The organism is Streptomyces sp. NPDC087215 (genome assembly GCF_044744885.1).
GTDB lineage: Bacteria > Actinomycetota > Actinomycetes > Streptomycetales > Streptomycetaceae > Streptomyces.
Genome location: NZ_JBIUZD010000010.1, coordinates 52,942 through 74,870, shown reverse-complemented (window position 1 = coordinate 74,870; position 21,929 = coordinate 52,942). Strand labels below are relative to the sequence as shown.

The following is a 21,929-nucleotide window of genomic DNA, read 5'->3' as shown; positions in this document are numbered from 1 at the left end:
GCTCAGCGCAGTTCGTCCACGTACCGGTCCGTGCCCGGGACCGTGGGGACGAAGGGGGCCACCAGTTCCACCCGGGCGGCGGGGGCGTCCAGGGCCCCCAAGTCGGCGAAATGGTCCTGCCAGCAGGTGCGGGGGTCCTCCTCCAGGAACCACAGGAGGGTGAGGCGGGTGTCGACGGCCTCGACCTGCTTCACGTACGTCATGCGGTCGCCGGGCAGCGGGGTCGGGCGGAAGACGGTGACCATCGCCGCCGGTGAGCCCGCGAGGCGGCGGGGCAGTTCACGGTGGCGCAGGTGGTCGAGGAGGGCCGCCCGCTCCCCGGGGTCCTCGGCGTCGACGACCTGGAGGATCAGCCCCGCGTAGGGGTGGTCGAGGGCGTGGAGGTCGCGCGGGCCCGCCGCGCCGTCGCGGTAGACGGTCGCCGCGTGGTCCTGGAACGCGGTGAAGACATGGGTCCGTTCCCGGTGGACGCGGGCGTCCCGGTTGAGCCGCTTGTTGATGCCGACGGTCCACTTCATGTGCTCGTCGTAGCGGCCCTCGGTGATCCAGTACGTGGAGAGGTAGCAGCCCGTGGTGACCGGCCGGGCGACGGCGGAGTCCTCCGGGACCCGCAGCTCCCGGAGTTCACGGGTGGCGACCCAGCGGCGGCCCGCGTACATCCAGGGCATGGCCATGGCGCCCGCGTAGTAGTGGTCGTCCTCGTACCAGCGGTTGTACGCGTACTCGTGGCCCGGGTGCGGCTCGACCATGGTGATCAGCGCGTGCCCCGGCCGCACCCCGTACGGGCCCACGGCGGCCAGTTCCGCGTACGTCTCGCTGCGGGTCTCCTCGCTCACGCTCGTACCCCTTCCCAAGTCGGTGACGGAGACCTACCCTGACGGGCCGTCAGATGAATGGCCAGGGGCGAGAGGGGTCGGGATGCTGCTCCGGGGGAAGACGGTCGTCGTGTCGGGGGTCGGCGCGGGGCTCGGCCACCGCGTCGCCGAGACGGTCGTCGGGGACGGCGGGAACGCGGTCCTCGGCGCCCGCACCGGGGCCAACCTCGTCAAGTCCGCCGCCGCCATCGACCCGGCGGGGCACCGGACCGCGCACCGGGTCACCGACATCACCGACGAGGAGCAGTGCGAGGCGCTGGCCGCCCTCGCCGTCGAGCGCTTCGGCGGGATCGACGCGGTCGTCCACGTCGCCGCCTGGGACTCGTACTTCGGCGGCCTTCAGGACGCCGACTTCGCCACCTGGCAGGGCGTCCTGGACGTCAACCTCCTCGGCACCCTGCGGATGACCCGGGCCTGCCTCCCCGCGCTCAAGGAGCGCGGCGGCTCGGTCGTCCTGATCGGCACCCAGTCGGCCGTGGCCGCGCCCACCCAGGTGCGGCAGGCGGCGTACGCGGCCTCCAAGGGCGCGCTGACCTCGGCCATGTACTCGCTCGCGCACGAACTGGGACCGCACCGCGTACGGGTCAACACCGTGCTCCCGGGCTGGATGTGGGGGCCGCCGGTCGAGGCGTACGTACGGTTCACCGCGCACACCGAGGGGGTGCCGGAGGAGGAGGTCCTCGGACGCCTCACCGAACGGATGGCCCTGCCCGAGCTCGCGACCGACGGGGACGTGGCCGACACCGTGGCCTTCCTCGCCTCGGACCGCTCCCGCTCGATCACCGGCCAGTCCCTGCTGGTCAACGCGGGAGAGCTGATGCGGTGATCCCTCCCGGGGGGGGACGGGGGCGCCGGGCCGCCGGGCGCCTTCGGTCCCGGACCGCCCCGCGGGCGTCCCCCGTCAGGCTCTCGGGTAGCGGGTCAGCCAGCCCGGGGAGGCGTCCGTCGGGCTGTGGAGGGCCGGGCCCTGGGTCATCTCCATCGCGAAGTCGTCCGCGAGTTCCAGGACCGTCGGGCGGCCCTCCAGCTCCGCGAGCCAGGCCGGGGGGAGGGCCGTCTCGCCGTGCAGGGCGCCGAGCAGCGCGCCCGTGAGCGCCCCGGTGGCCGCCGACGGGCCGTCGTGGTTCACCGCGAGCCGCAGCCCGTGCCGTACGTCCTCGCCGACCAGCGCGCAGTACACGGCCGCCGCCAGCTGTCCCTCCGCCCGGTCCTCGGCCGCGCCGAGCGCGGTCACCCGGTCCGGGTCCGGCGCCCCTTCCCGTACGGCCGCCAGGGCGCGGTCGAGCGCCTCGCCGACCCGTTCGTGGCCGGGGCGGGCCGCCAGCTGTTCCAGGGCCCGGTCGACGGACGCCTCGACGGTGCCGCCCCGGGCGAGCCCGTGCACGATGACGGCGAAGGCGCCCGCGGCCAGTCCGGCGGCGGGGGCTCCGTGGCTCTGCGCGGCGCACTCCACGGCGAGCTGGCAGACGAGCTGCGGTTCCCAGCCGACGAGCAGGCCGAAGGGGGCGGAGCGGACGAGGGCGCCCGAGTCGTCGGCGGCCGGGTTCTTGGGCTTGCCGAGGGTGCCGAGGACCTCGTCACCGAAGCCGGTGAGGCAGGCGCGGGGCGGGTTGCGGCGGGCGTAGAGCCACTCCTCGCGGGCCAGCCAGCCGTTGTCCTCCCGCCGTTCGTCGGGGCCCCAGTCGCGCTGGGTGGCGGCCCAGCGCAGATGGGCCCGGTGGACGTCGGTGGGCGGGTGCCAGGCGCCGGTGTCGCGGCGGACCTGGGCGCGGATGAGGCCGTCGACGGTGAACAGGCCCATCTGGGTGGCGGCGGTGACCGCGCCCCGGCGGCCGTGCGCGGGGGCGGGCTCGGTGAGCCCCTCGGGGCCGTGGGCCTCGCGGAGTTCGGCGAGCGTACGGCCCTCGGCGCCCGCGCCCAGGGCGTCGCCGAGGGCGCCGCCGAGCAGACAGCCCCGGACGCGGGCGCGGAAGTCCTGTTGTTCGGCGCGGCCCCACACGGCCGCGGCTGTCGTGGCCACGACGCGCCCCCTCCCCCGTAGACCGGTCTGCGCAGCACTGTAATGGACCGGGTACGCCCGCTCGGGGGCCGGAACGTTATGTGATCCGTCGCCCTTCCGGCCACTTTTGACCGCAGTTGGCCGGGGGAAGGCGAAAGGCCGGGGCTCCCGTGTGGGGGTGCCCCGGCCTTCCTTCAGCGGTCCTCCGGAGGTTCTTCAGCGGTCCCCCGGGGATCCCCGGGAATCCTCCGGCGGACCGTCAGCGGCGGACCTGGTAGGCCCTCGTCACCGTCTGGTCGACGGAGTTGCCGTCGGCGTCGGTGGCGGTGACCCGCAGCGAGACGAAGCCCGCGGCGGACGGGTTGTCGATCCGGCCGTTCAGGGCGCCGTCCAGGCGGACCTGCCGCCAGGAGGCACCGTCGTCGTACGAGGCCCACAGCTTCACCCCGGTGATCTTCGAGCCGGTCAGGCCCTTGGGGTGCCGCACGCCGAGGCCGACGGACGTCCGGGACTTCGTCCGGGCGCTGTTGGCCAGATCGGTGCCGAGGCGGTAGTCGACCGACAGGACGGGCAGCGCCGTCCGGCCCTCGGCCCGCTCGGAGTGGAAGCGCCAGTCGGTGCGGACCTCGGTGGAGGTCGTCCAGCCCGGCTCGCCGCGCCGCACGTCGGTGACCACGCGGTACTCGGCGCGCTCCGGGACCACCGGGAAGGCGACGGAGGCGGAGGGGGCGGTACCGAGGAGGGTGCCGTCCCGGTAGACCGTGGTCAGCTCCTTGTCGGCGCCGCCGCGCAGGGCGGTCCACCGGCCGGAGCCGCTGTCGAGGAGGCCGACGGCCGCGATCCCGGCGAGGGAGCCGTCACGGACGGCCGCGTTGTCCAGTCCGTCCGGCAGCGCGGTGCGGACCACGGCCTTGTTCCAGTCGCGGCGCACCTTCTGGCCGGGGGCCAGCGTGGTGCCGGTCGTGACCTGCCAGGCGCCGCCCGCCGTCCATACGGGGCCGAGCTTCATGGCCTCGCCGGTGCTCACGCCCGGGGTGACGTACTCGGTCAGGGTCCGCTGGAGCGTCACCCGTCCGTAGAGGAAGTTCGCCACCGGCTGCATCGGGGAGCGGGTCAGCCTGCTGTATCCGGCCTCGGCCCCGGCGGTCGCGCCGTGGAACCGGGTGTCGACCGTGGCGAGTTCCCCGGCCCGGACGCGGTAGCGCTGGTCGGCGGGGACCCGGCCGTCGGTGTACTTGAGGAGGTCGTAGGAGTACGGGCTGACCGCCGTGCCGGAGAACACGATCCGGGCGCCGGACAGGGACATCAGGCGCTCGCCCTCGGCGCCGGAGACCGTCATCGCGGGGATGCGGGTCTCCTGCTGGCGCCAGTGGCTCGCCAGCCAGTTGCCGGGGGTGTCGTTGGCGACGATCACGGCGACCGCTCCGGCGTCGGCTGCGGCGTCGACCTGCGCGTACGTCGTGGTCTTCGCGTCGTCCCGCTTCACGAGCGCGACCTTGCCCCGGACGTCCTCGCCGGGCCGGGCGACCCGCAGGACCCGGGTGCCGTCGAAGCGGGCGGAGCCGATCCAGCCCTGGAAGTAGGAGGCGTCGAGGGTGCGACCGCCGTGGCCGAGGAGCCGGGCCGAGAGCGCGGGGGCGGAGAGCGTCCAGCCGACGCGCGACTCGAAGAGGCGGTCCTCGGTGGACTCCGACGGCACGGAGTACACCGCCGTCTCACCGCCCAGCCAGGTCTCGCGGTCGTGGATCGGGCCCGTGGTGGCGCGGGCGAAGACGCCGACCCTGACCCGGTTGGCCTCGGACGGCAGCGGGGTGGTCATGGTGACCCGGCCCGCCTTGGAACCGTCGAAGACCAGGGTCCGGTCGGAGTCGATCAGGGCGCCGGGCCGGGCCGCGTAGGTGTACTCGTGGAGCCTGCTCCAGTCGGGGCTGTAGTGGAAGACCTCCGCGGTGAAGGAGTGCTCGCCGCGCGGGACCCGGATCACGACGGTCCCGTCCTCGCCGACCGGGTACGTCTCCGGGAGCTGCACCTTGTCCAGGGCGGTGTCGGTGACCGCCGCGACGCCCTTGGTGGGCTTGCCGTCGCGGTCGAGGACCTTGAGCGTGACGTCGAAGCGCTGCACGTCCCGGCCGAAGCCGATGGCGGTGACGGCCGTGGTCCCGTCGGCGGCGCGGGCGGTGACGTGGGCGCCGTGCGAACCGGTCGTGACGCCCGCGCTGTCGAGGGTGACGGCGACCTCGGCGGTGCCGTGCGCCGGTACGGTCACCGAGTCGGCGCCCAGGGCGAGGACACCGGCGGGGAGCTGCTCGCCCGCCGCGCCCAGGGTGAGCGCGAGCGTGACGGGGGCGTCGCCGCCGTTGACGTACTGGATCTTCTTCTCGACCGGGGCGGAGTCGTCCCAGCCGCGCAGGCCGAAGTCGACGGTGCCGCTGGCGGAGACCGGCTGGCGGACCGCGCGCGCCACGTCGACGCGTCCGGCGCCCTGGGCGTACACGGAGGTGTCGGCGGTGGTCTTCGCGGTGCTGATCAGCTGGCTCTTCAGCTGCGCGGGCGTCCAGTCGGGGTGGCGCTGGGCGAGGATCGCGGCGGCGCCCGCCACGTGCGGGGTGGCCATGGAGGTGCCGCTGGCGCTGGTGTAGAGGTCGCCGGTGGGGGTGCCCATCGTGGTGCCCGCCGCGCGGGCCGCGACGATCCGGACGCCGGGGGCGGTGATCTCCGGCTTGAGGCCGCCGTCACCGCGCGGGCCCCGGCTGGAGAAGTTCGCGACGGCGTCGGCGGAGTCGACCGCGCCGACGGTCAGGGCCGCGGCGGCGGCGCCGGGCGAGCCGACCGTCTTCGCGCCGGGGCCGCTGTTGCCCGCGGCGACGGTGAACAGGACGCCGGTGCTCGCGGTGAGCTGGTTGACCGCGAGCGACATGGGGTCGGTGCCGTCGGCGCCCTCCTGGCCGCCGAGGCTCATGGACACGACCTTGGCGCCGGAGTGCGCGGCCCAGTCCATGCCCTCGATGATGCCGGACTCCGAGCCGGAGCCGTCGTCGCCGAGGACCTTGCCCACCAGCAGCTTCGCGCCGGGGGCCACGCCCTTGTACGCGCCTCCGGAGCCGGCGCCGCTGCCGAGGATCGTGGAGGCGACGTGGGTGCCGTGGCCGTGGCCGTCGCGGGCGGTCTCGCCGGGGACGAAGCTGCGGCTCTCGACGAGGCGGTCGGCGAGGTCGGGGTGGGTGGCGTCGACGCCGGTGTCGAGGACGGCGACCTTGACGCCGGTGCCGTCGTATCCGGCGGCCCACGCCTCGGGGGCGCCGGTCTGCGGGACGCTCCGGTCGAGGAGGGCGTCGACCCTGCCGTCGAGCCAGAGGCGCTGGATGCCGCCGGAGAGCCGGGCCCGGGGGGTGCCCGCGCGGGCGCTGTCGTCGTCGACGGCCTCCCAGAACGTGTCGCCCTTCGCCTTGTCGGCGCTGACGGCCGCGCCGCGCACACCGGGGAGCTCGCGGGTGAGGCGGGCGCCGTCGGGGGTGGGGGCGGTGGCGGAGTCGTAGCGCACGATCAGCGGGGTGGCCGTGCGGTGGGCGTCGTCGAAGCCCTGGGCGACGAGCCGGGTGACGTTGAACAGGCGCTTGTCGACCCGGCCGTTGTTGATCAGCGGCTCGACGTCCCGGGGTATGACGTAGACGTCGGTGCCGACGGTGTAGGTGCGCAGTCCGGTGGCGTTGGCCCGGTACGGGGTGACGTTGACGGCCACGGTCTTCCCGGCCCGGGTGGCGACGGTCACCTTGTCGCCGGTCACCAGGGTGACTGTCGCGGTGCGGACAGCGTCCCGGGGCGCGGCGGTCACCGCGTCCTCCCCGGCCGCCGGGAGGGGGGCGGCACCGTACGCGAAGCCTCCGGCGGCCATGGTGGCCGCCAGGGCGAAGCTGAGCAGTGCGGTTCTCCGTCTGCGTCGCATGGTGAGGCGCTCCTTCCGCCGGCGGGGGGTCCGTGTCCGGCGGAACCAAGAGTCAACAGAAAGGATCACCTCCGCTACGGTCCGCGACTGACGAAGAAGCGACATGTCCACCCGCCGCCACTTCGCGCCGTTCACCGCCCGGGGATGGGGCCCCTGTGGTAATGCGGACTCTCGTTTCCCATGGGGTTGGTGTGGTTTGATCACGCCCTGTTCGGGAGCGGTCGCGTCGGCCGGGGCGGGGGAGGGCGTCGTGGGAGAAGGGCACATGCTGGAGGCGGCGGGGGTCGGCGCCACGGAGGAACGCGTGTACCGCTTCCTGGTCGGGGCGCGGGAGTCCGACGCCGCCGGGATCGCCGCGCGGCTCGGCCTCGACGTGGCACGGGTCCACTGGCTGCTGGCGTCGCTCCACGACAAGGGTCTGGTGGGACGGGTCGCCGATCCGCCGGAGGGCGGCCCCGAGCGGTACGTGCCGGTGGCGCCCGACGCGGCACTGCGCCCGCTGCTGCTGCGCGGGCACGAGGCCCTGGAGTGGGCGCGGCGGGGGGTGGAGCAGCTCGCCGAGGAGTACCGGGCCGGGGGCCGTCGGCACGACGCCGGGCAGCTGGTCGAGGTGATCACCGGGGCGGGTGTGATCCGGCAGCGGCTGCGGCACATGGCGTACGCGGCGGGCGAGATGCGCTGGCTCTGCAAGGCGCGTCCGGTGGCGCTGGCGGCGGCGGAGAACGACGAGGAGTGGGAGCTGCTCGCCCGGGGGGTGCGGTACAAGACGATCTACGAGCGCGAACTGCTCGAAGTGCCCGGCATGGTGGACAACGTCGCCCGGAGCATCCGCGCGGGCGAGCAGGCGCGGGCGGCCGTCGGATCGCTGCCGGTCCGCCTCGTGATAGCGGACAGCTCCATGGCCATCTGCCCCCTGGTGTACGAGAGCCGGGGCGAGGGGGCCGGGGCGGAGGGGGCCGGGGACCCGGCCGGGCGGGGAGGCGAGCCGACCGCCGCCGTGGTCCACAGCAGCAGTCTGCTGGACGCGCTGATCGCCCTGTTCGAGAGCCAGTGGGCGGCGGCTTCCCCGCTGCACGTCACGGACTCCGGCGAGCTGGCCGACCTCGGCGAGGGCCCGCGCCCGGCGGTCCAGCTGGCCGACGACGAGCGGTATCTGCTGTCGCTGATCGTCGCCGGGGTCGCGGACAAGGCCATCGCCTCCCAGCTGTGGGTCAGCCAGCGCACGGTCCAGCGCCGGGTCCAGGCCCTGATGCACCGCGCCGGAGCCCTGACCAGGACCCAGCTGGTGTGGCAGGCGGCGCAACGGGGCTGGCTGGGCTGAGCCTTCCCGGCGGGGCGGCGGGGCGGCTCGGATCGGCGGGCGGGTCAGTGGGCGGGGCGGCGGGCGGTCGGGGCTTCTCGCCCCGGCCGGACCCGCCGCCCGGCCGGTTCCGCCCGGCCGGTTCCGTCAGGCCGTACCCTCCGGCGGGAGGACCGGCAGGAGTTCGGGGAGATGGCCGTCGGAGGTCCGGGCGGCGCGCTGCCGTTCCTCCGGGACCTCGCCGTACAGGGTCGTGCGGGGCTTCGCCGGGCGTCCGGCCGCCTCCGCGATGGCCTCCAGGTCGCGGATAGAGCGGTACGAGCCGTAACTCGATCCGGCCATCCGGGAGATGGTCTCCTCCATCAGGGTGCCGCCGAGGTCGTTCGCGCCCGAGCGGAGCATCTCGGCGGCGCCCTCCGCGCCCAGTTTCACCCAGCTGGTCTGGATGTTGGGGATGTGCGGGTGGAGGAGGAGACGGGCCATCGCGGTGACCGCGCGGTTGTCGCGGACGGTCGGGCCGGGGCGGGCGATGCCCGCGAGGTAGACGGGGGCGTTGGTGTGGATGAAGGGGAGGGTCACGAACTCGGTGAAGCCGCCGGTCTCCTGCTGGACGCGGGAGAGGGTGCGGAAGTGGCCGAGCCAGTGCCGGGGCTGGTCCACGTGCCCGTACATCATGGTCGAGCTCGACCGCAGGCCCAGTTCGTGGGCGGTGGTGATGACCTCGATCCAGGTGGCGGTGGGCAGTTTGCCCTTGGTGAGGACCCAGCGGACCTCGTCGTCGAGGATCTCGGCGGCGGTGCCGGGGATCGAGTCGAGTCCGGCCTCCTTGGCGGCGGTGAGCCATTCCCGGATGGAGAGGCCGGTGCGGGTGGCGCCGTTGACGACCTCCATCGGGGAGAAGGCGTGCACGTGCATCCCGGGGACGCGCTCCTTCACCGCGCGGGCGATGTCGAAGTAGGCGCTGCCGGGCAGGTCGGGGTGGATGCCGCCCTGCATACAGACCTCGACGGCGCCGACGTCCCACGCCTGCTGGGCGCGGTCCGCGAGCTGGTCCAGGGAGAGGGTGTACGCGTCGGCGTCGGTGCGGCGCTGGGCGAAGGCGCAGAACCGGCAGCCGGTGTAGCAGACGTTGGTGAAGTTGATGTTCCGGGTGACGACATAGGTGACCTCGTCGCCGGAGACGGACCTGCGGACGTCGTCGGCGATCCGGGTGAGCGCGTCGAGCGCGGGCCCGTCGGCGTGCAGCAGGGCCAGGGCCTGGGCGTCGGTGAGCCCCGTCGGGTCGTCGGCGGCGACGGCGAGGGCCTCGCGGACGTCGGCGTCGACGCGCTCGGGGACCATCCCGGGGGCGGCGGCCTCACGGAGCGACTCCCAGTCGCCGTACACCTCGTCGAAGTCGTCGCGCCGGTCGTGGGTGCGGCCGGTGGTGTCGATGGTGTGGTGCAGATCGGTGCGGCCGGTGCCGGTGAAGGTCTCGTCGGGCTCCTGCCAGGGCAGGCCCCTGACGGGCGCCTCGGGGTTCGCGAGGCCGGTGACGGGGTCGGCGAGGGCGCGGACGTGCGGGACGATCCTGGGGTCGAGCCAGGGTTCGCCCCGGGTGATGAACTCCGGGTAGACGCAGAGGCGTTCGCGCAGCTCGAATCCGGCCGCGCGGGACCGCTCGGCCAGTTCCTCGATCTTCGGCCAGGGCCGCTCGGGGTTGACGTGGTCGATGGTGAGCGGGGAGACCCCGCCCCAGTCGTCGACGCCTGCCGCGATCAGCCGCTCGTACTCCGCGTCGACGAGGTTCGGCGGGGCCTGGAGGCAGGCGGCGGGGCCCATGATGTGCCGGGCCACGGCGACGGTGGCGACGAGGTCGTCGAGTGCCGCGTCCGGCATTCCGCGCATGGCCGTGTCCGGCTTGGCGCGGAAGTTCTGGATGATCAGCTCCTGGATCGAGTGGTAGGCGCGGGAGATCCGGCGGAGCGCGAACAGGGACTCGGCGCGCTCCTCCAGGGTCTCGCCGATGCCGAGGAGCAGCCCGGAGGTGAAGGGGACGGAGGAACGTCCGGCGTCCTCCAGGACGCGGAGGCGGACGGCGGGTTCCTTGTCGGGGGAACCGTGGTGGGGGCCGCCGGGCTCGGACCAGAGGCGGGTGGCGGTGGTCTCCAGCATCATGCCCATCGAGGGGGCGACGGGCTTGAGGCGCTGGAAGTCGGTCCAGGACAGGACCCCTGGGTTGAGGTGCGGGAGGAGACCGGTCTCCTCCAGGATGCGGATCGCCATGGCCCGTACGTACGCGACGGTGTCGTCGTAGCCGTGCGCGTCGAGCCATTCGCGGGCCTCGGGCCAGCGGTCCTCGGGCTTGTCGCCGAGGGTGATCAGGGCTTCCTTGCAGCCGAGTTCGGCACCGCGCCGGGCGATGTCGAGGACCTCGTCCGGGGACATGAACATGCCGTGCCCGGCCCGGCGGAGCTTGCCGGGGACGGTGACGAAGGTGCAGTAGTGGCACTTGTCGCGGCAGAGGCGGGTGAGCGGTATGAAGACGCTCTTCGAGTACGTGATGATCCCGGGGCGTCCGGCCGCCGCGAGACCGGCGTCGCGGACGCGTCCGGCGGAGGCGACGAGATCGGCCAGGTCGTCACCGCGCGCCCGCAGCAGCACGGCGGCCTCGCCGACGTCGAGCGCGACCCCGTCCCTGGCTCTGCGCAGGGCACGTCGCATGGCGTTCGCGGTGGGCCGGGCTTCCTGGTGATCCGTCATGAACCGAGCATACGAGCGCCGCACGCCCCGGCGCTTCGGGTGCCCGCAGGGAAGGTCGGTCCGTGTCCTTGGGGTGCCTCGGCGCGGCGTACACCAGGTGCACCGTACGGCGGAGGGCGTCGACGGGATACCGGACCCGGCCCCCTGCGGTCACCTCGTACTCCCACTGCGGGTGGACGCGTCCGCCGAGGGTGCCGGTGGCGGGGCGACGCCGTCGCCCCGCTCGGTGTCACGGAGCGCCGCCTCGCCGTGGTCCTCGGCCGAGAGGTGCCGCACCCAGGGGAAGACCGAGGGGAGGGTGCACCCCATGACGTGCCCCGTACTTCGGCAACGTGTTCCGAAGTACGGTCGGACATCGGGCGAGCACCTGTTCTCAGACGAACGGGGCGTACGCGTCCAGCGTCCGCAGCACCTCCTCCTCCGGCGCGGACGGGAGCTGGAGGACGACCTCCTCGCAGCCGAGGTCCGTGTAGTGGGCGAGCTTGCCGGGGGTGGGCAGGACCGCGTACGGGACGATGTGGAGGGTCTCCGGGTCGCGGCCCGCCCGCTCCCAGGTCTCGCGGAGCGCCGGGAGCGCCTCCGTCAGGCCTCCGCCGCCGATCGGCAGCCAGCCGTCGGCCCAGTCGGCGGTCGCGGCGAACAGCTTGGGGCCGCCCGCCCCTCCCACGAGGACCCGGAGGGCGCCTCCGGCGGGCTTGGGCCAGGCCTCGGAGGCGCGTACGGAGTCCCCGTGCTTCCCCTCGTACGCGGTGGGTTCCGGCGCCCACAGGGCCCGCATCAGATGGACCCGGTCGGCGACCAGGTCCCGCCGGGTGGCCCAGTCCACGCCGTGGTCGGCGGCCTCCTCGCGGTTCCAGCCGAAGCCGACGCCCAGGGTGAAGCGCCCGCCGGAGAGGTGATGGAGGGTTGCGGCCTGCTTGGCAAGGGCGATCGGGTCGTGCTGGGCGACCAGGGTGACGCCGGTGCCGAGGTGGAGGCGTTCGGTGACGGCGGCGGCCTGGGCGAGGGCCACGAAGGGGTCGAGGGTGCGGGCGTACTCCCGGGGCAGTTCCCCGCCCATCGGGTAGGGCGTGGTCCGTTCGACGGGGATGTGGGTGTGCTCGGGCAGGTAGAGCCCGCCGAAGCCGCGCTCCTCCAGTGCGCGGGCGAGCCGCAGGGGGGTGATGGTCTCGTCGGTCAGGAAGATCGTGGTCGAGATCCGCATGGGGGCACGGTAGGGCGTGCGGGCCGGATTTCCGAGGGGCCCGGCCGCCCCGGGCTCGGGCCCCGGCCGCCGCCGCGCGGCCCGTACGGGGCCGGGGGCCGCCCTGGCCTGCGGCCGTCTCCCGGGCTCCGTCGGGAAGGCCGGGGACGCCGGGGAGAAAGTTCTCGGGAACTCGTCACATCTCCGGCGCGCGGTCCGTCAGTGCGGTGGAAGCGGCGGGACGACCCGCCCCCGAGACGTCGAGGAGCGATCGTCATGACGTACGAGCCCGAGGCCCGCATGACCAACCCCGCCCACGTCCTGCCGGAGGCCGGAGCCGCGATCCAGGACCTGGTGGAGGCCACCCGGCGGGGCGGGGTGGCCGAGTCCGTCCTGGAGCTGGTGCACCTGCGGGCCAGCCAGATCAACAACTGCGGTTTCTGCGTCGGCCTCGGGGCGAGGAGCGCGCGGAAGAACGGGGTGGGCGACGAGAAGCTGTTCGCGGTCGCCGCCTGGCGCGAGACCCCGTACTTCTCCGAGGAGGAGCGGGCGGCCCTGGCCCTGGCGGAGGCGGCGACCCGGCTGGCCGACGCCCCGGACGCGGTGCCGGACGAGATCTGGGACGCGGCGGCCGACCACTTCGACGAGAGGCAGCTCGCCTCGATCGTCCTGATGGTCGGCCTCACGAACCTGTTCAACCGCCTGAACGTGACCGTCCGGCAGCCGGCCGGAACGGGCCTGTGAGCGGACGCGGGGGCCACGGCCCGCGCCCGGAGCGACGAGCGGGCCCGGTGAGCCTCCGCACCCGGGCCCCGGGCCCGAGGGCATCCGGTCGTAACCGGACGTACTCCCTCCGCGTTGGTGCGGGCATGAAGAAGATCCTGACCGCCGTCGCCCTGACCTGTTTCGCCGCGAGTGGCGGCGCCCTCGCCGCCGGGACCGCCGCCGCCGACACCGGGGGCCTGAACCTGCCCTCGGTGGTGCCGCTCAGCGGGGTCCTGAACCCGAAGGCCAAGCCCGCCGCCTCGCCCGACCTGCCGCCCGCGAACACGATGGTGGAGAGCCTGCTCCCCCGCCACTGACCACCCGGCCGGGGAGACGGCCGAGAACAGCACGGAGACCGACGAAGGTGACGGGACCCCCCACGGGCCCGCCACCTTCGTGCTTCTCCGGGACGGCCCGGAGGCCGTCAGGGGGCCGTCAGTCGGCGATCACCAGCGACGGCGTCTCCTTCGTCAGGACCTCGCCCCGGAAGAAGGCGGGGCTCCTGCGCCGCATGACCAGCATGATCACCACGCCGAGCAGCAGCAGTCCGACGCCGATCACGAAGACCGAGCCGACGCCGAGGACGGCGGAGCCGGAACCGTACGCCGGGTCCCACATGTCGTAGAGCGTCTTGCCGAAGACGGCGGTCAGCATCGTCCCGCCCAGCAGCGGCATCAGGCCCTTGAAGGCGAAGTCACGGCCGGAGCGGAACAGCTCGCCGCGGAAGTACCAGACGCAGGCGAAGGCCGTCAGCGCGTAGTAGAAGCAGATCATCAGACCGAGCGCGTAGATCGTGTCGACCAGGACGTGCTCGCTGACCAGGGTCATCACCGTGTAGAAGACGCCGGTGGCGACACCGGCGACGACGGTCGCCTTGCCGGGGGTCTTGAAGACCGGGTGGACCTTGGTGAAGGACTTCGGCAGGGCCTCGTACGTGGACATCGCGAGGACCGTGCGGGCGACCGGGATGAAGGTCGTCTGGAGGCTGGCTGCGGCCGAGGCGAGGACGGCGACGAAGAGCAGGACGCCGAGCGTCGGGCCCATGACCGGTCCGGCGAGGGCGGCGAAGACGTTGTCGGAGGTCTCCGGGTTGGCGAGGCCGAGGCCCTGCTCGCCGGAGCCGACGGTCATCTGGGCGGCGACGCCGGTGGCCAGGTAGGAGCCGACCAGGACGACCATCGCGATGAGCGCGGCGCGGCCGGGGGTCCTGGCGCTGCCGGTGGTCTCCTCGTTGGTCGCCATGCAGGCGTCCCAGCCCCAGTACATGAAGATCGAGAGCGAGAGGCCGGCGGTGAAGGCGGCGAAGGACTGGACCGCGAAGGGGTTCATCCAGGACCAGGAGAAGTCCACCGAGGTCTCGAAGGACCCGGCCTTCGACAGGGCCATGCCCACGAAGACGGCGAGGACGACGAGCTGGAGGCCGACGAGGGTGTACTGGACGCCCTTGGTGGCGGTCATGCCCCGGTAGCTGATCGCGGTGGCGGCGGCGATGAGCGCCAGGCAGGTCAGGATGTGGACGGCCTTGTTGTCGTCCAGGGCGGCGATGGAGGCGTTGCCGCTGATCTCGCCCGCGAGGAGCCAGAAGTAGGAGGTCGCCACCCCGGCCAGGTTGGAGAGCACGATGATCGTCGCGATCACGAGGCCCCAGCCGCACATCCAGCCGATCTTGGGGCCGAAGGCCTTCACGGTCCAGGTGAAGGAGGTGCCGCAGTCGGGCATGACCCGGTTGAGCTCCCGGTACGCGAAGGCGACGAGGAGCATCGGGAGGAAGCCCGCGAGGAAGACGGCGGGCATCTGCAGTCCGACCTCGCCCGCGGTCGAGCCGAGGGTGGAGGTCAGGCAGTAGACGGGGGCGACGGTCGAGATGCCGATGACGGCACTGCCGAGGAGGCCGACGGAGTTCCCGCCGAGGCCTTTGGTGCGCACGCCGTTGGTGTCGCCAGGGGCATCGACGCCCCTTACCGTGTCTCCGGCCGGAGGCCGGGCTTCCACCTGAGTCATGAACAGGACGTTAAATCATGCGGTTTCCACATCCGGAAGATCCAAATCCGCTCATCTGATCGATCATCGCCTTGCAATACGGGGGTCGAATCAGACACCCGCCAATGATTGAAAGATCGACAACCACTACGTACCGACCAACTGGTAGGTCGGTCGACCCGTGTCCGATATGCGGGAACCGCAGCCCTGCCCGAAATGTCCGATTTCAAAATTTCCCGAGGGCTTTTCCGAAGGCTCCCCCGAGGCCGCCCCTCCCGGTCCGCGTCCGGGCCAGGGCCGTAGGTCCTCGGGGCCCGAGGACCTACGGCCCCGAGGTGCTCGGGGCCGGGAGTCCCGGGGCGGGAGTCCCCGGGCCCCGGACCGCCCGGACCTCCCTCGCGGCCCCCGGCCCATCCCGGCTCACCCCGGCCACACCACCGCCTGGAGTTCGCTGTACGCGTGCAGCGCGTACGAGCCCACGTCCCGGCCGACCCCGCTCTTCTTGAACCCGCCGAACGGCGCCTCCATGTTCCGGCCGATCGTGTTCACGCCCACCCCGCCCGCCCGCAGCCGGGCCGCGATCCGGAAGGCGCGGGCCACGTCGCCGGACCACACGTAGTCGATCAGGCCGTAGTCGCTGTCGTTGGCGAGGGCGATCCCCTCCTCCTCGTCGTCGAAGGGCACCACCACGACGACCGGCCCGAAGATCTCCTCCCGCACCACCCGCATCCCGGGGGTGCAGTCGGCCAGCAGCGTCGGCGCCACGTAGAAGCCCTTCGGGAGGTCCGGCCGCTCGCCGCCCGCGACGATCCGCGCCCCCTCCTTCCGGCCCAGCTCCACGTACGCCTCCACCCGGTCGCGGTGGGCCGCCGAGATCACCGGGCCGACGACCGTGCCGCGCTCCGCCGGGTCCCCCACCCGCAGGTGCCGCAGGTAGCCGGTGAGCTTCTCCACCAGCCGCTCGTAGATCCCGCGCTGGGCGAGGACCCGGGTGGGGGCGGTGCAGATCTGTCCGCTGTAGAAGGAGAACGTCGTCCCGATCCCCATGACCGCCGAGTCCAGGTCGGCGTCGTCGAGGACCAGCGCCGCGCCCTTGCCGCCCAGCTCCATCAGCTGCCGCTTCAGCTCACGGCCGCAGACCTCGCCGATCGCCTGCCCGACCTCCGTGGAGCCGGTGAAGGACACCATGTCGACGTCCGGGGAGTCCACGGCCGCCCGCCCGGACTCCGCCGAGGAGCCGGTCACCACGTTGACGACACCCGGCGGGACCCCGGCCTCTTCGAGCGCGCGGGCCATCGCGTACACCGACAGCGGGTCCTGCGGGGCGGGCTTCACCAGGACCGTGTTGCCCATCGCGAGCGCCGGGGCGACCTTGCCCGCCGGATTGGCCCAGGGGTTGTTGTACGAGGTGATGCAGCTGACCACGCCGACCGGGCGGCGCACCGCGACCGCGCCGAACACCCCGGCCCGGCCCATCGGGCCAGCCTCGTTGATCTGCGGGGGCAGCGCCTGCTCGACGGGTTCCAGGGCGCCCCGCGCGTACCGCCGGAAGCGGGCCGCGCCCACCGCGACCTGCATCCCGCGCGCGGTGCCGGTCGTGGCGCCCGTCTCGGCGCGGGCCAGCAGGGTGTTCTCCTCCGCGTCCCTGGCCATCAGATCGGCGGCCCGGTCGAGGATCGCCGCCCGCTCCTGCGGCCCGGTGCGCGACCAGGAGGCGAGGGCCGCGCGGGCGGCGGCGGCGGCCTCGTGGACCTGGGCCCGGGACGCCTCGGGAGCGAGGCCGACGACCTCCTCGGTGGCCGGGTTCACCACCTCGTAGTGGCCGAGGGCGGGCTCGACCCACTCCCCGCCCACGAAGAGCCGCTCGGTACGGGTCATCGGGTGCTCACCGTCCTCGTGTCACGGCCCGAGCGCAGCACCCTGCCGGGGATCGCGCCGGTCACCTCGTCGTCCCGTACCGTCTCCACGCCGTTGACCCGCACCGACACGATCCCCACCGCGCGGGAGTCGAGGCGGGGGCTGTCCCCCGGCAGGTCGTGCACCAGGGTCGCCGGGCCCGCGTCGATCCGCTCCGGGTCGAAGAGGACCAGGTCGGCGTGGAAGCCCTCGGTGATCCGGCCGCGTTCGCGGAGCCCGAAGAGCCGGGCCGGGTCGTCGGTCAGCATCCGCACCGCGTTCTCCAGGGGGACGAGCTTCCGGCCGCGCAGACAGTCGCCGAGGAAGCGGGTGGTGTAGGGGGCGCCGCACATCCGGTCCAGGTGGGCGCCCGCGTCGGAGCCGCCGAGCAGGACGTCCTCGTGCTCCCAGGTCGCGCGGCGCAGCTCCCAGGAGGCCGGATCGTTGTCGGGGGGCATCGGCCACAGGACGGTCCTGAGGTCGTCGTTGGCGCAGATCTCGACCAGGCACTGGAAGGAGTCCTGGCCGCGCGCGGCGGCGATGTCCTTCACGACCCGGCCGGTGAGCCCCTCGTTCTCCTCGCTGTACGTGTCCCCGACGACGTACCGGCCGAAGTCCGCGAGCCGCCGGAAGACGCCCGCCTCCCGGGAGTCGGCGCGCCGCAGCATCTCGGCGCGGACGGCGGGGTCGCGGAGTTCCGCGATGCGTTCGGGGACGGGCAGGGCGAGGACCTCGCCCCAGCCGGGGATGAGGTTGAGCGCGCAGAAGGTCCCGAGGGACATGTTCATGGGGGTGAGGATCGGCATGGTGAGGGCGACGATCCGGCCGCCGGACTCCCGGGCCCGTTCGGAGGCGGTGAGCTGGCGCGGGACGCGTTCGGGGACGGCGGCGTCGATGGTGAGGACGTTCCAGTTGAGGGGGCGTCCGGCGGCGGCCGTCATGGCGACGAACAGGTCGATCTCGGCGTCGGAGAACTGGTCGAGGCAGCCCGCGAGGATGGCCTCCAGCTGGGTGCCCTCGTGTTCGCCGACCGCGCGGGAGAGGGCGATCAGCTCCTCGGGGGCCGCGTGCCGGGAGGCGACGGGGGCGCCGTCGCCGTCGGAGTGGGTGGCGGACTGGGTGGTGGAGAGCCCCCAGGCGCCCGCCGCCATGGCCTCCTTGAGGAGGGCGACCATCCGGTCGAGCTGTTCGGGGGTGGGCGTCCCGCCGACGGCGTCGGCGCCCATCACGTACCGGCGCAGCGCGCAGTGGCCGACCATGAAGCCCGCGTTGACGGCGATCCGGCCGTCCAGGGCGTCCAGGTACTCCGCGAAGGACGACCAGCTCCAGTCGACGCCCTCCTCCAGGGCCTTCAGGGCCATGCCCTCCACCTTGGACATCATGCGGCGGGTGTAGTCGGCGTCCTCGGGCCGGTCCGGGTGGAGCGGGGCGAGGGTGAAGCCGCAGTTGCCGCCCGCGACGGTGGTGACGCCGTGGTTCATGGAGGGGGTGGCGTACGGGTCCCAGAACAGCTGGGCGTCGTAGTGGGTGTGCGGGTCGACGAAGCCGGGGGTGAGGACCAGGCCGGTGGCGTCCTCGGTGGTCCGGGCCTCCTCGTGGACGGCGCCGGGCTCGGCGACGACGGCGATCCGGCCGTCGCGCAGCCCGATGTCGGCGGTGAAGGCGGGGGCGCCGGTGCCGTCCACGACGGTGGCGCCCGTGATGAGGTGGTCGAGCATGACGGTCCCTCTCCGCTCGGGGTCTCTCCCGGTCCCGGCGCGGGCCCGCCCCGCGCCGGATGCGCGCGCCGGGCCGGGCGGGCCGGGACGCGGGCGTGCCCCGGCCGCGGGCCGCCGCGGTCGGGGCGCTGTGGGCGGCGGTCCGGGAAGACACCGCCCACGCGTGGGTGCGTTACGCGCCCGCGGCCTGCCGGAAGCGGGTGGTGCGGTGGACCGGGTCGGTGTCGATCTTCGGTATGACGTGCTCGCCGATCAGCTTGATCGAGTTCATGGTGTCCTCGTACGAGATCCCGATGGGGAGCCCGAAGGAGAGCTGGTCGGCGCCGGCCTGTTCCCAGCGCTTGCACTGGGCGAGGACCTCCGAGGGGTCGCCGCAGATCATCAGTTCCTCCTGGATGAGGAGTTCGATGATCTCGGCGGAGTACTCGGGGAGCAGTTCGGGCCACTCGGGGATGCCCTCGGGGCGGGGGAAGGTGTCGTGGTAGCGGAAGAGCAGCGACTGGAGGTAGTTGAGTCCGCCGCCGACGGCGATCTCGACGGCCTTGTCGTGGGTCTCGGCGCAGATCGCGGTGGAGGTGACCATGACGTTGTCGTTGACGAAGTCGCCGATCGCGCGGGCCTCCTTGATCGCGGTCTTGTAGGAGTCGACGACCCACTCCATGTCGGAGACCTTCTGCACGCTGAAGCCGAGGACGCCGAGGCCCTTGTGTCCGGCCATGGCGTACGAGGAGGGGGACCCGGCCGCGTACCACATGGCGGGGTGGGACTTCCCGTACGGCTTGGGGAGGATCTTGCGGGGCGGCAGGGACCAGTGCTTGCCCTGGAAGCCCTGGTACTCGTCCTGGAGCCACATCTTGGGGAACTCGGCGATGGTCTCCTCCCAGAGTTCCTTGGTGTGGTTCATGTCGGTGATGCCCGGCATGAACCCGAGGATCTCGTGGGAGCCCGCGCCCCGGCCGGAGCCGAACTCGAACCGGCCGCTGGAGAGGTGGTCGAGCATGGCGACCTTCTCGGCGACCTTCACGGGGTGGTTGACGGGGGCGAGGGGGTTGAAGATGCCGGACCCGAGGTGGATGCGGTCGGTGGCGTGGGCGAGGTAGCCCAGGTAGACGTCGTTGGCGGAGAGGTGGGAGTACTCCTCCAGGAAGTGGTGCTCCGAGGCCCAGGCGTACTTGAAGCCGGACCGGTCCGCCTGGATGACGTACTCGGTCTCCTCCATGAGCGCCTTGTGCTCGGCTTCGGGATCGGTCTCGGCACGCTTGCCGACGTATCCCTGTACGAAGATCCCGAATTCCAAGGGGGTTCACCGTCCTCGTCGTCTCCAATGATTCTGACGATCCGTCAGATTCATGATGTGCCAGACTTTCGCACCACGGGGTGGGGTCGTCAATACCTGACGGCCCGTCAGAACAGACTGACCCCGGCCAGCCAGCCGCCGTCGATCACGAAGGGCTGGCCCGTGATGTACGCGGAGTCCTCCCCGGTCAGGAAGAGCGCCAGGGCCGCGACCTCCTCCGGGCGTCCGATCCGCCCCAGCGGCACGAGCTTGCGGTACAGCTCCGCCGTGGCCGCCGGGTCCACGCCCTCCGGGTTGCTCATGGCCGTGTCGATCGCCCCCGGGCAGACCGCGTTCACCCGGATGCCCTTCGGGGCCAGCTCCAGGGCCGCGACCCGGGTCAGTCCGAGGACGGCGTGCTTGGAGGCCGCGTAGGCGCCGACCCCGGCCATGCCGGTGAGCCCCGTGTACGAGGCCGTGTTGACGATCGTGCCGCCGCCCGCCGCCGCGATCTCGGGCGCGACCGCGCGGATGCCCAGGAAGCAGCCCTTCTGGTTGACCGAGACGATCGCGTCGAACTCTTCGAGGGGGGTCGAGAGCAGCTCGTTGAAGCGGAGGATGCCCGCGTTGTTGACCAGCCCGTCGATCCCGCCGAACCGTTCCTTCGCCACGGCCACCGCCGCCGCCCAGTCCTCCTCGCGGGTCACGTCCAGCCGGACGTAGGCCGCCCGCTCCTTCCCCAGCTCCCCGGCCAGCGCCTCCCCCGGCCCGTCGAGGACGTCCGCGAGCACCACCCGCGCGCCCTCCGCCGCGAACAGCCGCGCCTCCTGCTCGCCCTGTCCGCGCGCCGCCCCGGTGATCAGGACGACCCGCCCGTCGAGCTTGCCCATGCCCGCCACGCTCCTCGGTTCAGTTCAGAAGGGGGGCGACCTCCGTGCCGAAGGCCGCCATCTGGTCGATGAGTTCGGTACGGCTCCGGGACCGGAACCGGACCTGGATCTGGTGCACCCCCATCTCCCCGTACGCGCGCAGGGAGGCGGCCAGCTCCTCCGGCGGGCCGCTCAGGGTGCGGCGGCCGACCCGCCAGGCGGGCGTGCCGACGTGGAGGGGTTCCGTGATGGCGCCGACCGTCAGGGGCTCGGCGACGCCCGCGTCGGCGCGCAGCCGGAGCAGGGTGGCGATCTGTTCGGCGAGCCGCTCGCGCGGGTCGCCCTGCGGCAGCCAGCCGTCGCCCTTGAGCGCGGCGCGGCGCACGGCCGCCGGGGAGGAGCCGCCCACCCAGAGCGGGACGCGTTCCTGGACGGGCCGGGGCCGCTGGCCCAGCTCCTTGAAGGAGAACAGCTCGCCCGTGTGCTCCGGGTACTCCTCGGGCCCGAGGGCGGCGCGCAGCGCGTCGAGGGTCTCGTCGAGGACGGCGCCCCGGCGGGCGAAGTCCACGCCGAGGGCGTCGAACTCCTCCCGGACGTGCCCGGCGCCGACCCCGAGGACGAGCCGTCCGCCGGAGAGGTGGTCGAGGGTGGCGTACGCCTTGGCCGTGGCGAGCGGATGGCGCAGCCCGACGACGGCGACGTGCGAGAGCAGCCGGACCCGCTCGGTGGCGGCGGCGAGGAAGGAGAGCGTGGCGACCGGGTCGTACCAGACGGTGCTCATGGCGTCGGCGAGGCGGCGCGGGATCGCCACGTGCTCGCAGCTCGCGAGGTAGTCGAAGCCGTGGGCCTCGGCGGCGCGGGCGACGGCGAGCAGATCGGCGGGCCCGGCGGTCGCCTCCCAGGGCTCGGCGTAGAGGGCGGACTGCGACTGTACGGGCAGCTGCATCCCGTAGACCACCATGGGAACCCCCTCGGAGCCGTGCGCACCTGACGGCTCGCCGTGTGGACGAGCGGGACCATGCTCATACCTGACGGTCCATCAGACAAGGCTTGTGCGGGAGGAGTTCGGACGGGCCGGGAGGGACGCCGGGCGACTCCGCCGGGGTGGACGACGACGGGCCGGGGGGTGGCGGGGATCGGACGCCGGGTGCGCCCGGGGCCGGACGGGGCCCGGGGCCGGACGGGGCCCGGGGCCGGATGGGGCCCGGTCTTCGCCGGGCGATCCGGTGCGGACCGGACGCCGGGCGGGGCGGAGCCGGTGAGGGCCGAGCCGGAGAGGCCGGAGGGCCGGAGAGGCCGGAGGGCCGGAGAGGCCGGAGGGCCGGAGAGGCCGGAGGGCCGGAGAGGCCGGAGGGCCGGAGAGGCCGGAGGGCCGGAGAGGCC

General features: G+C 73.5%; 15 protein-coding genes and 1 pseudogene. 4 read left to right on the top strand and 12 right to left on the bottom strand.

What is annotated here, in order from left to right:
• Window positions 1-2: 2 nt before the first annotated feature.
• On the bottom strand, window positions 3-836 hold the full coding sequence (locus ACIO92_RS23925) for a hypothetical protein (protein WP_366443177.1): 834 nt from the start codon (window positions 834-836) through the stop codon (window positions 3-5).
• A gap of 82 nt (window positions 837-918) precedes the next feature.
• Between ACIO92_RS23925 and ACIO92_RS23920 the strand changes: the two genes are divergently transcribed.
• On the top strand, window positions 919-1,701 hold the full coding sequence (locus ACIO92_RS23920) for an SDR family oxidoreductase (RefSeq protein ID WP_366443176.1): 783 nt from the start codon (window positions 919-921) through the stop codon (window positions 1,699-1,701).
• A gap of 75 nt (window positions 1,702-1,776) precedes the next feature.
• Here ACIO92_RS23920 and ACIO92_RS23915 read toward each other — a convergent pair whose 3' ends face one another.
• Both ACIO92_RS23915 and ACIO92_RS23910 read right to left on the bottom strand, forming a co-directional pair.
• Window positions 1,777-2,895 (bottom strand): ADP-ribosylglycohydrolase family protein, encoded by a 1,119-nt coding sequence (locus ACIO92_RS23915; RefSeq protein WP_366443175.1) that lies wholly within the window; start codon window positions 2,893-2,895, stop codon window positions 1,777-1,779.
• Between the two features lie 238 nt (window positions 2,896-3,133).
• The gene (locus ACIO92_RS23910; protein WP_401241514.1) at window positions 3,134-6,817 is read right to left on the bottom strand and encodes a S8 family peptidase; all 3,684 of its coding nucleotides are present in this window, start codon (window positions 6,815-6,817) and stop codon (window positions 3,134-3,136) included.
• Between the two features lie 265 nt (window positions 6,818-7,082).
• Here ACIO92_RS23910 and ACIO92_RS23905 point away from each other — a divergent pair, with 265 nt between their 5' ends.
• Window positions 7,083-8,138 carry a helix-turn-helix transcriptional regulator gene (locus tag ACIO92_RS23905; protein ID WP_366443282.1) on the top strand — a complete coding sequence of 352 codons (1,056 nt, stop codon included), beginning with the start codon at window positions 7,083-7,085 and terminating at the stop codon, window positions 8,136-8,138.
• A gap of 126 nt (window positions 8,139-8,264) precedes the next feature.
• Here ACIO92_RS23905 and ACIO92_RS23900 read toward each other — a convergent pair whose 3' ends face one another.
• The 3 genes from ACIO92_RS23900 to ACIO92_RS23890 all read right to left on the bottom strand — a co-directional run bounded on the left by ACIO92_RS23900 (window position 8,265) and on the right by ACIO92_RS23890 (window position 12,063).
• Window positions 8,265-10,859 (bottom strand): bifunctional FO biosynthesis protein CofGH, encoded by a 2,595-nt coding sequence (locus tag ACIO92_RS23900; protein WP_366443173.1) that lies wholly within the window; start codon window positions 10,857-10,859, stop codon window positions 8,265-8,267.
• Between the two features lie 150 nt (window positions 10,860-11,009).
• Window positions 11,010-11,168, bottom strand: coding sequence for a hypothetical protein (locus ACIO92_RS23895; RefSeq protein WP_402283240.1), 159 nt, complete (start codon window positions 11,166-11,168; stop codon window positions 11,010-11,012).
• Between the two features lie 64 nt (window positions 11,169-11,232).
• Complete coding sequence (locus ACIO92_RS23890) at window positions 11,233-12,063, bottom strand: LLM class F420-dependent oxidoreductase (RefSeq protein ID WP_366443171.1); 831 nt, start codon at window positions 12,061-12,063, stop codon at window positions 11,233-11,235.
• Window positions 12,064-12,318: 255 nt separating this feature from the next.
• On the opposite strand from ACIO92_RS23890, the gene ACIO92_RS23885 reads away from it, so the two are divergent.
• Entirely contained in the window at window positions 12,319-12,786 is a 468-nt protein-coding gene (locus ACIO92_RS23885; protein ID WP_366443170.1) for a carboxymuconolactone decarboxylase family protein, read from the top strand.
• A gap of 125 nt (window positions 12,787-12,911) precedes the next feature.
• Window positions 12,912-13,124: a hypothetical protein gene (locus ACIO92_RS23880; RefSeq protein ID WP_351789597.1), complete on the top strand. Its 213-nt coding sequence runs from the start codon at window positions 12,912-12,914 to the stop codon at window positions 13,122-13,124.
• Between the two features lie 118 nt (window positions 13,125-13,242).
• Here the strand turns inward: ACIO92_RS23880 and ACIO92_RS23875 are convergent, their stop codons facing one another.
• The 6 genes and pseudogenes from ACIO92_RS23875 to ACIO92_RS23850 all read right to left on the bottom strand — a co-directional run bounded on the left by ACIO92_RS23875 (window position 13,243) and on the right by ACIO92_RS23850 (window position 21,507).
• A complete protein-coding gene (locus tag ACIO92_RS23875) occupies window positions 13,243-14,808 on the bottom strand; it encodes an APC family permease (RefSeq protein ID WP_366443169.1) in 1,566 nt (521 codons plus the stop codon).
• Between the two features lie 399 nt (window positions 14,809-15,207).
• Window positions 15,208-16,665 (bottom strand): aldehyde dehydrogenase family protein, encoded by a 1,458-nt coding sequence (locus ACIO92_RS23870; protein ID WP_401241505.1) that lies wholly within the window; start codon window positions 16,663-16,665, stop codon window positions 15,208-15,210.
• Window positions 16,662-18,446 (bottom strand): annotated as a pseudogene (locus tag ACIO92_RS23865) (amidohydrolase family protein); the annotation flags it as partial. The gene ACIO92_RS23870 and the pseudogene ACIO92_RS23865, both read right to left, overlap by 4 nt.
• Before the next feature lie 127 nt (window positions 18,447-18,573).
• Window positions 18,574-19,698, bottom strand: a complete 1,125-nt coding sequence (locus tag ACIO92_RS23860) for an LLM class flavin-dependent oxidoreductase (RefSeq protein ID WP_366443167.1) — start codon at window positions 19,696-19,698, stop codon at window positions 18,574-18,576.
• 107 nt (window positions 19,699-19,805) lie between these two features.
• Complete coding sequence (locus ACIO92_RS23855; RefSeq protein ID WP_366443166.1) at window positions 19,806-20,567, bottom strand: SDR family NAD(P)-dependent oxidoreductase; 762 nt, start codon at window positions 20,565-20,567, stop codon at window positions 19,806-19,808.
• 19 nt (window positions 20,568-20,586) lie between these two features.
• Window positions 20,587-21,507 carry an LLM class F420-dependent oxidoreductase gene (locus tag ACIO92_RS23850; RefSeq protein WP_366443165.1) on the bottom strand — a complete coding sequence of 307 codons (921 nt, stop codon included), beginning with the start codon at window positions 21,505-21,507 and terminating at the stop codon, window positions 20,587-20,589.
• Between the last annotated feature and the right edge of the window lie 422 nt (window positions 21,508-21,929).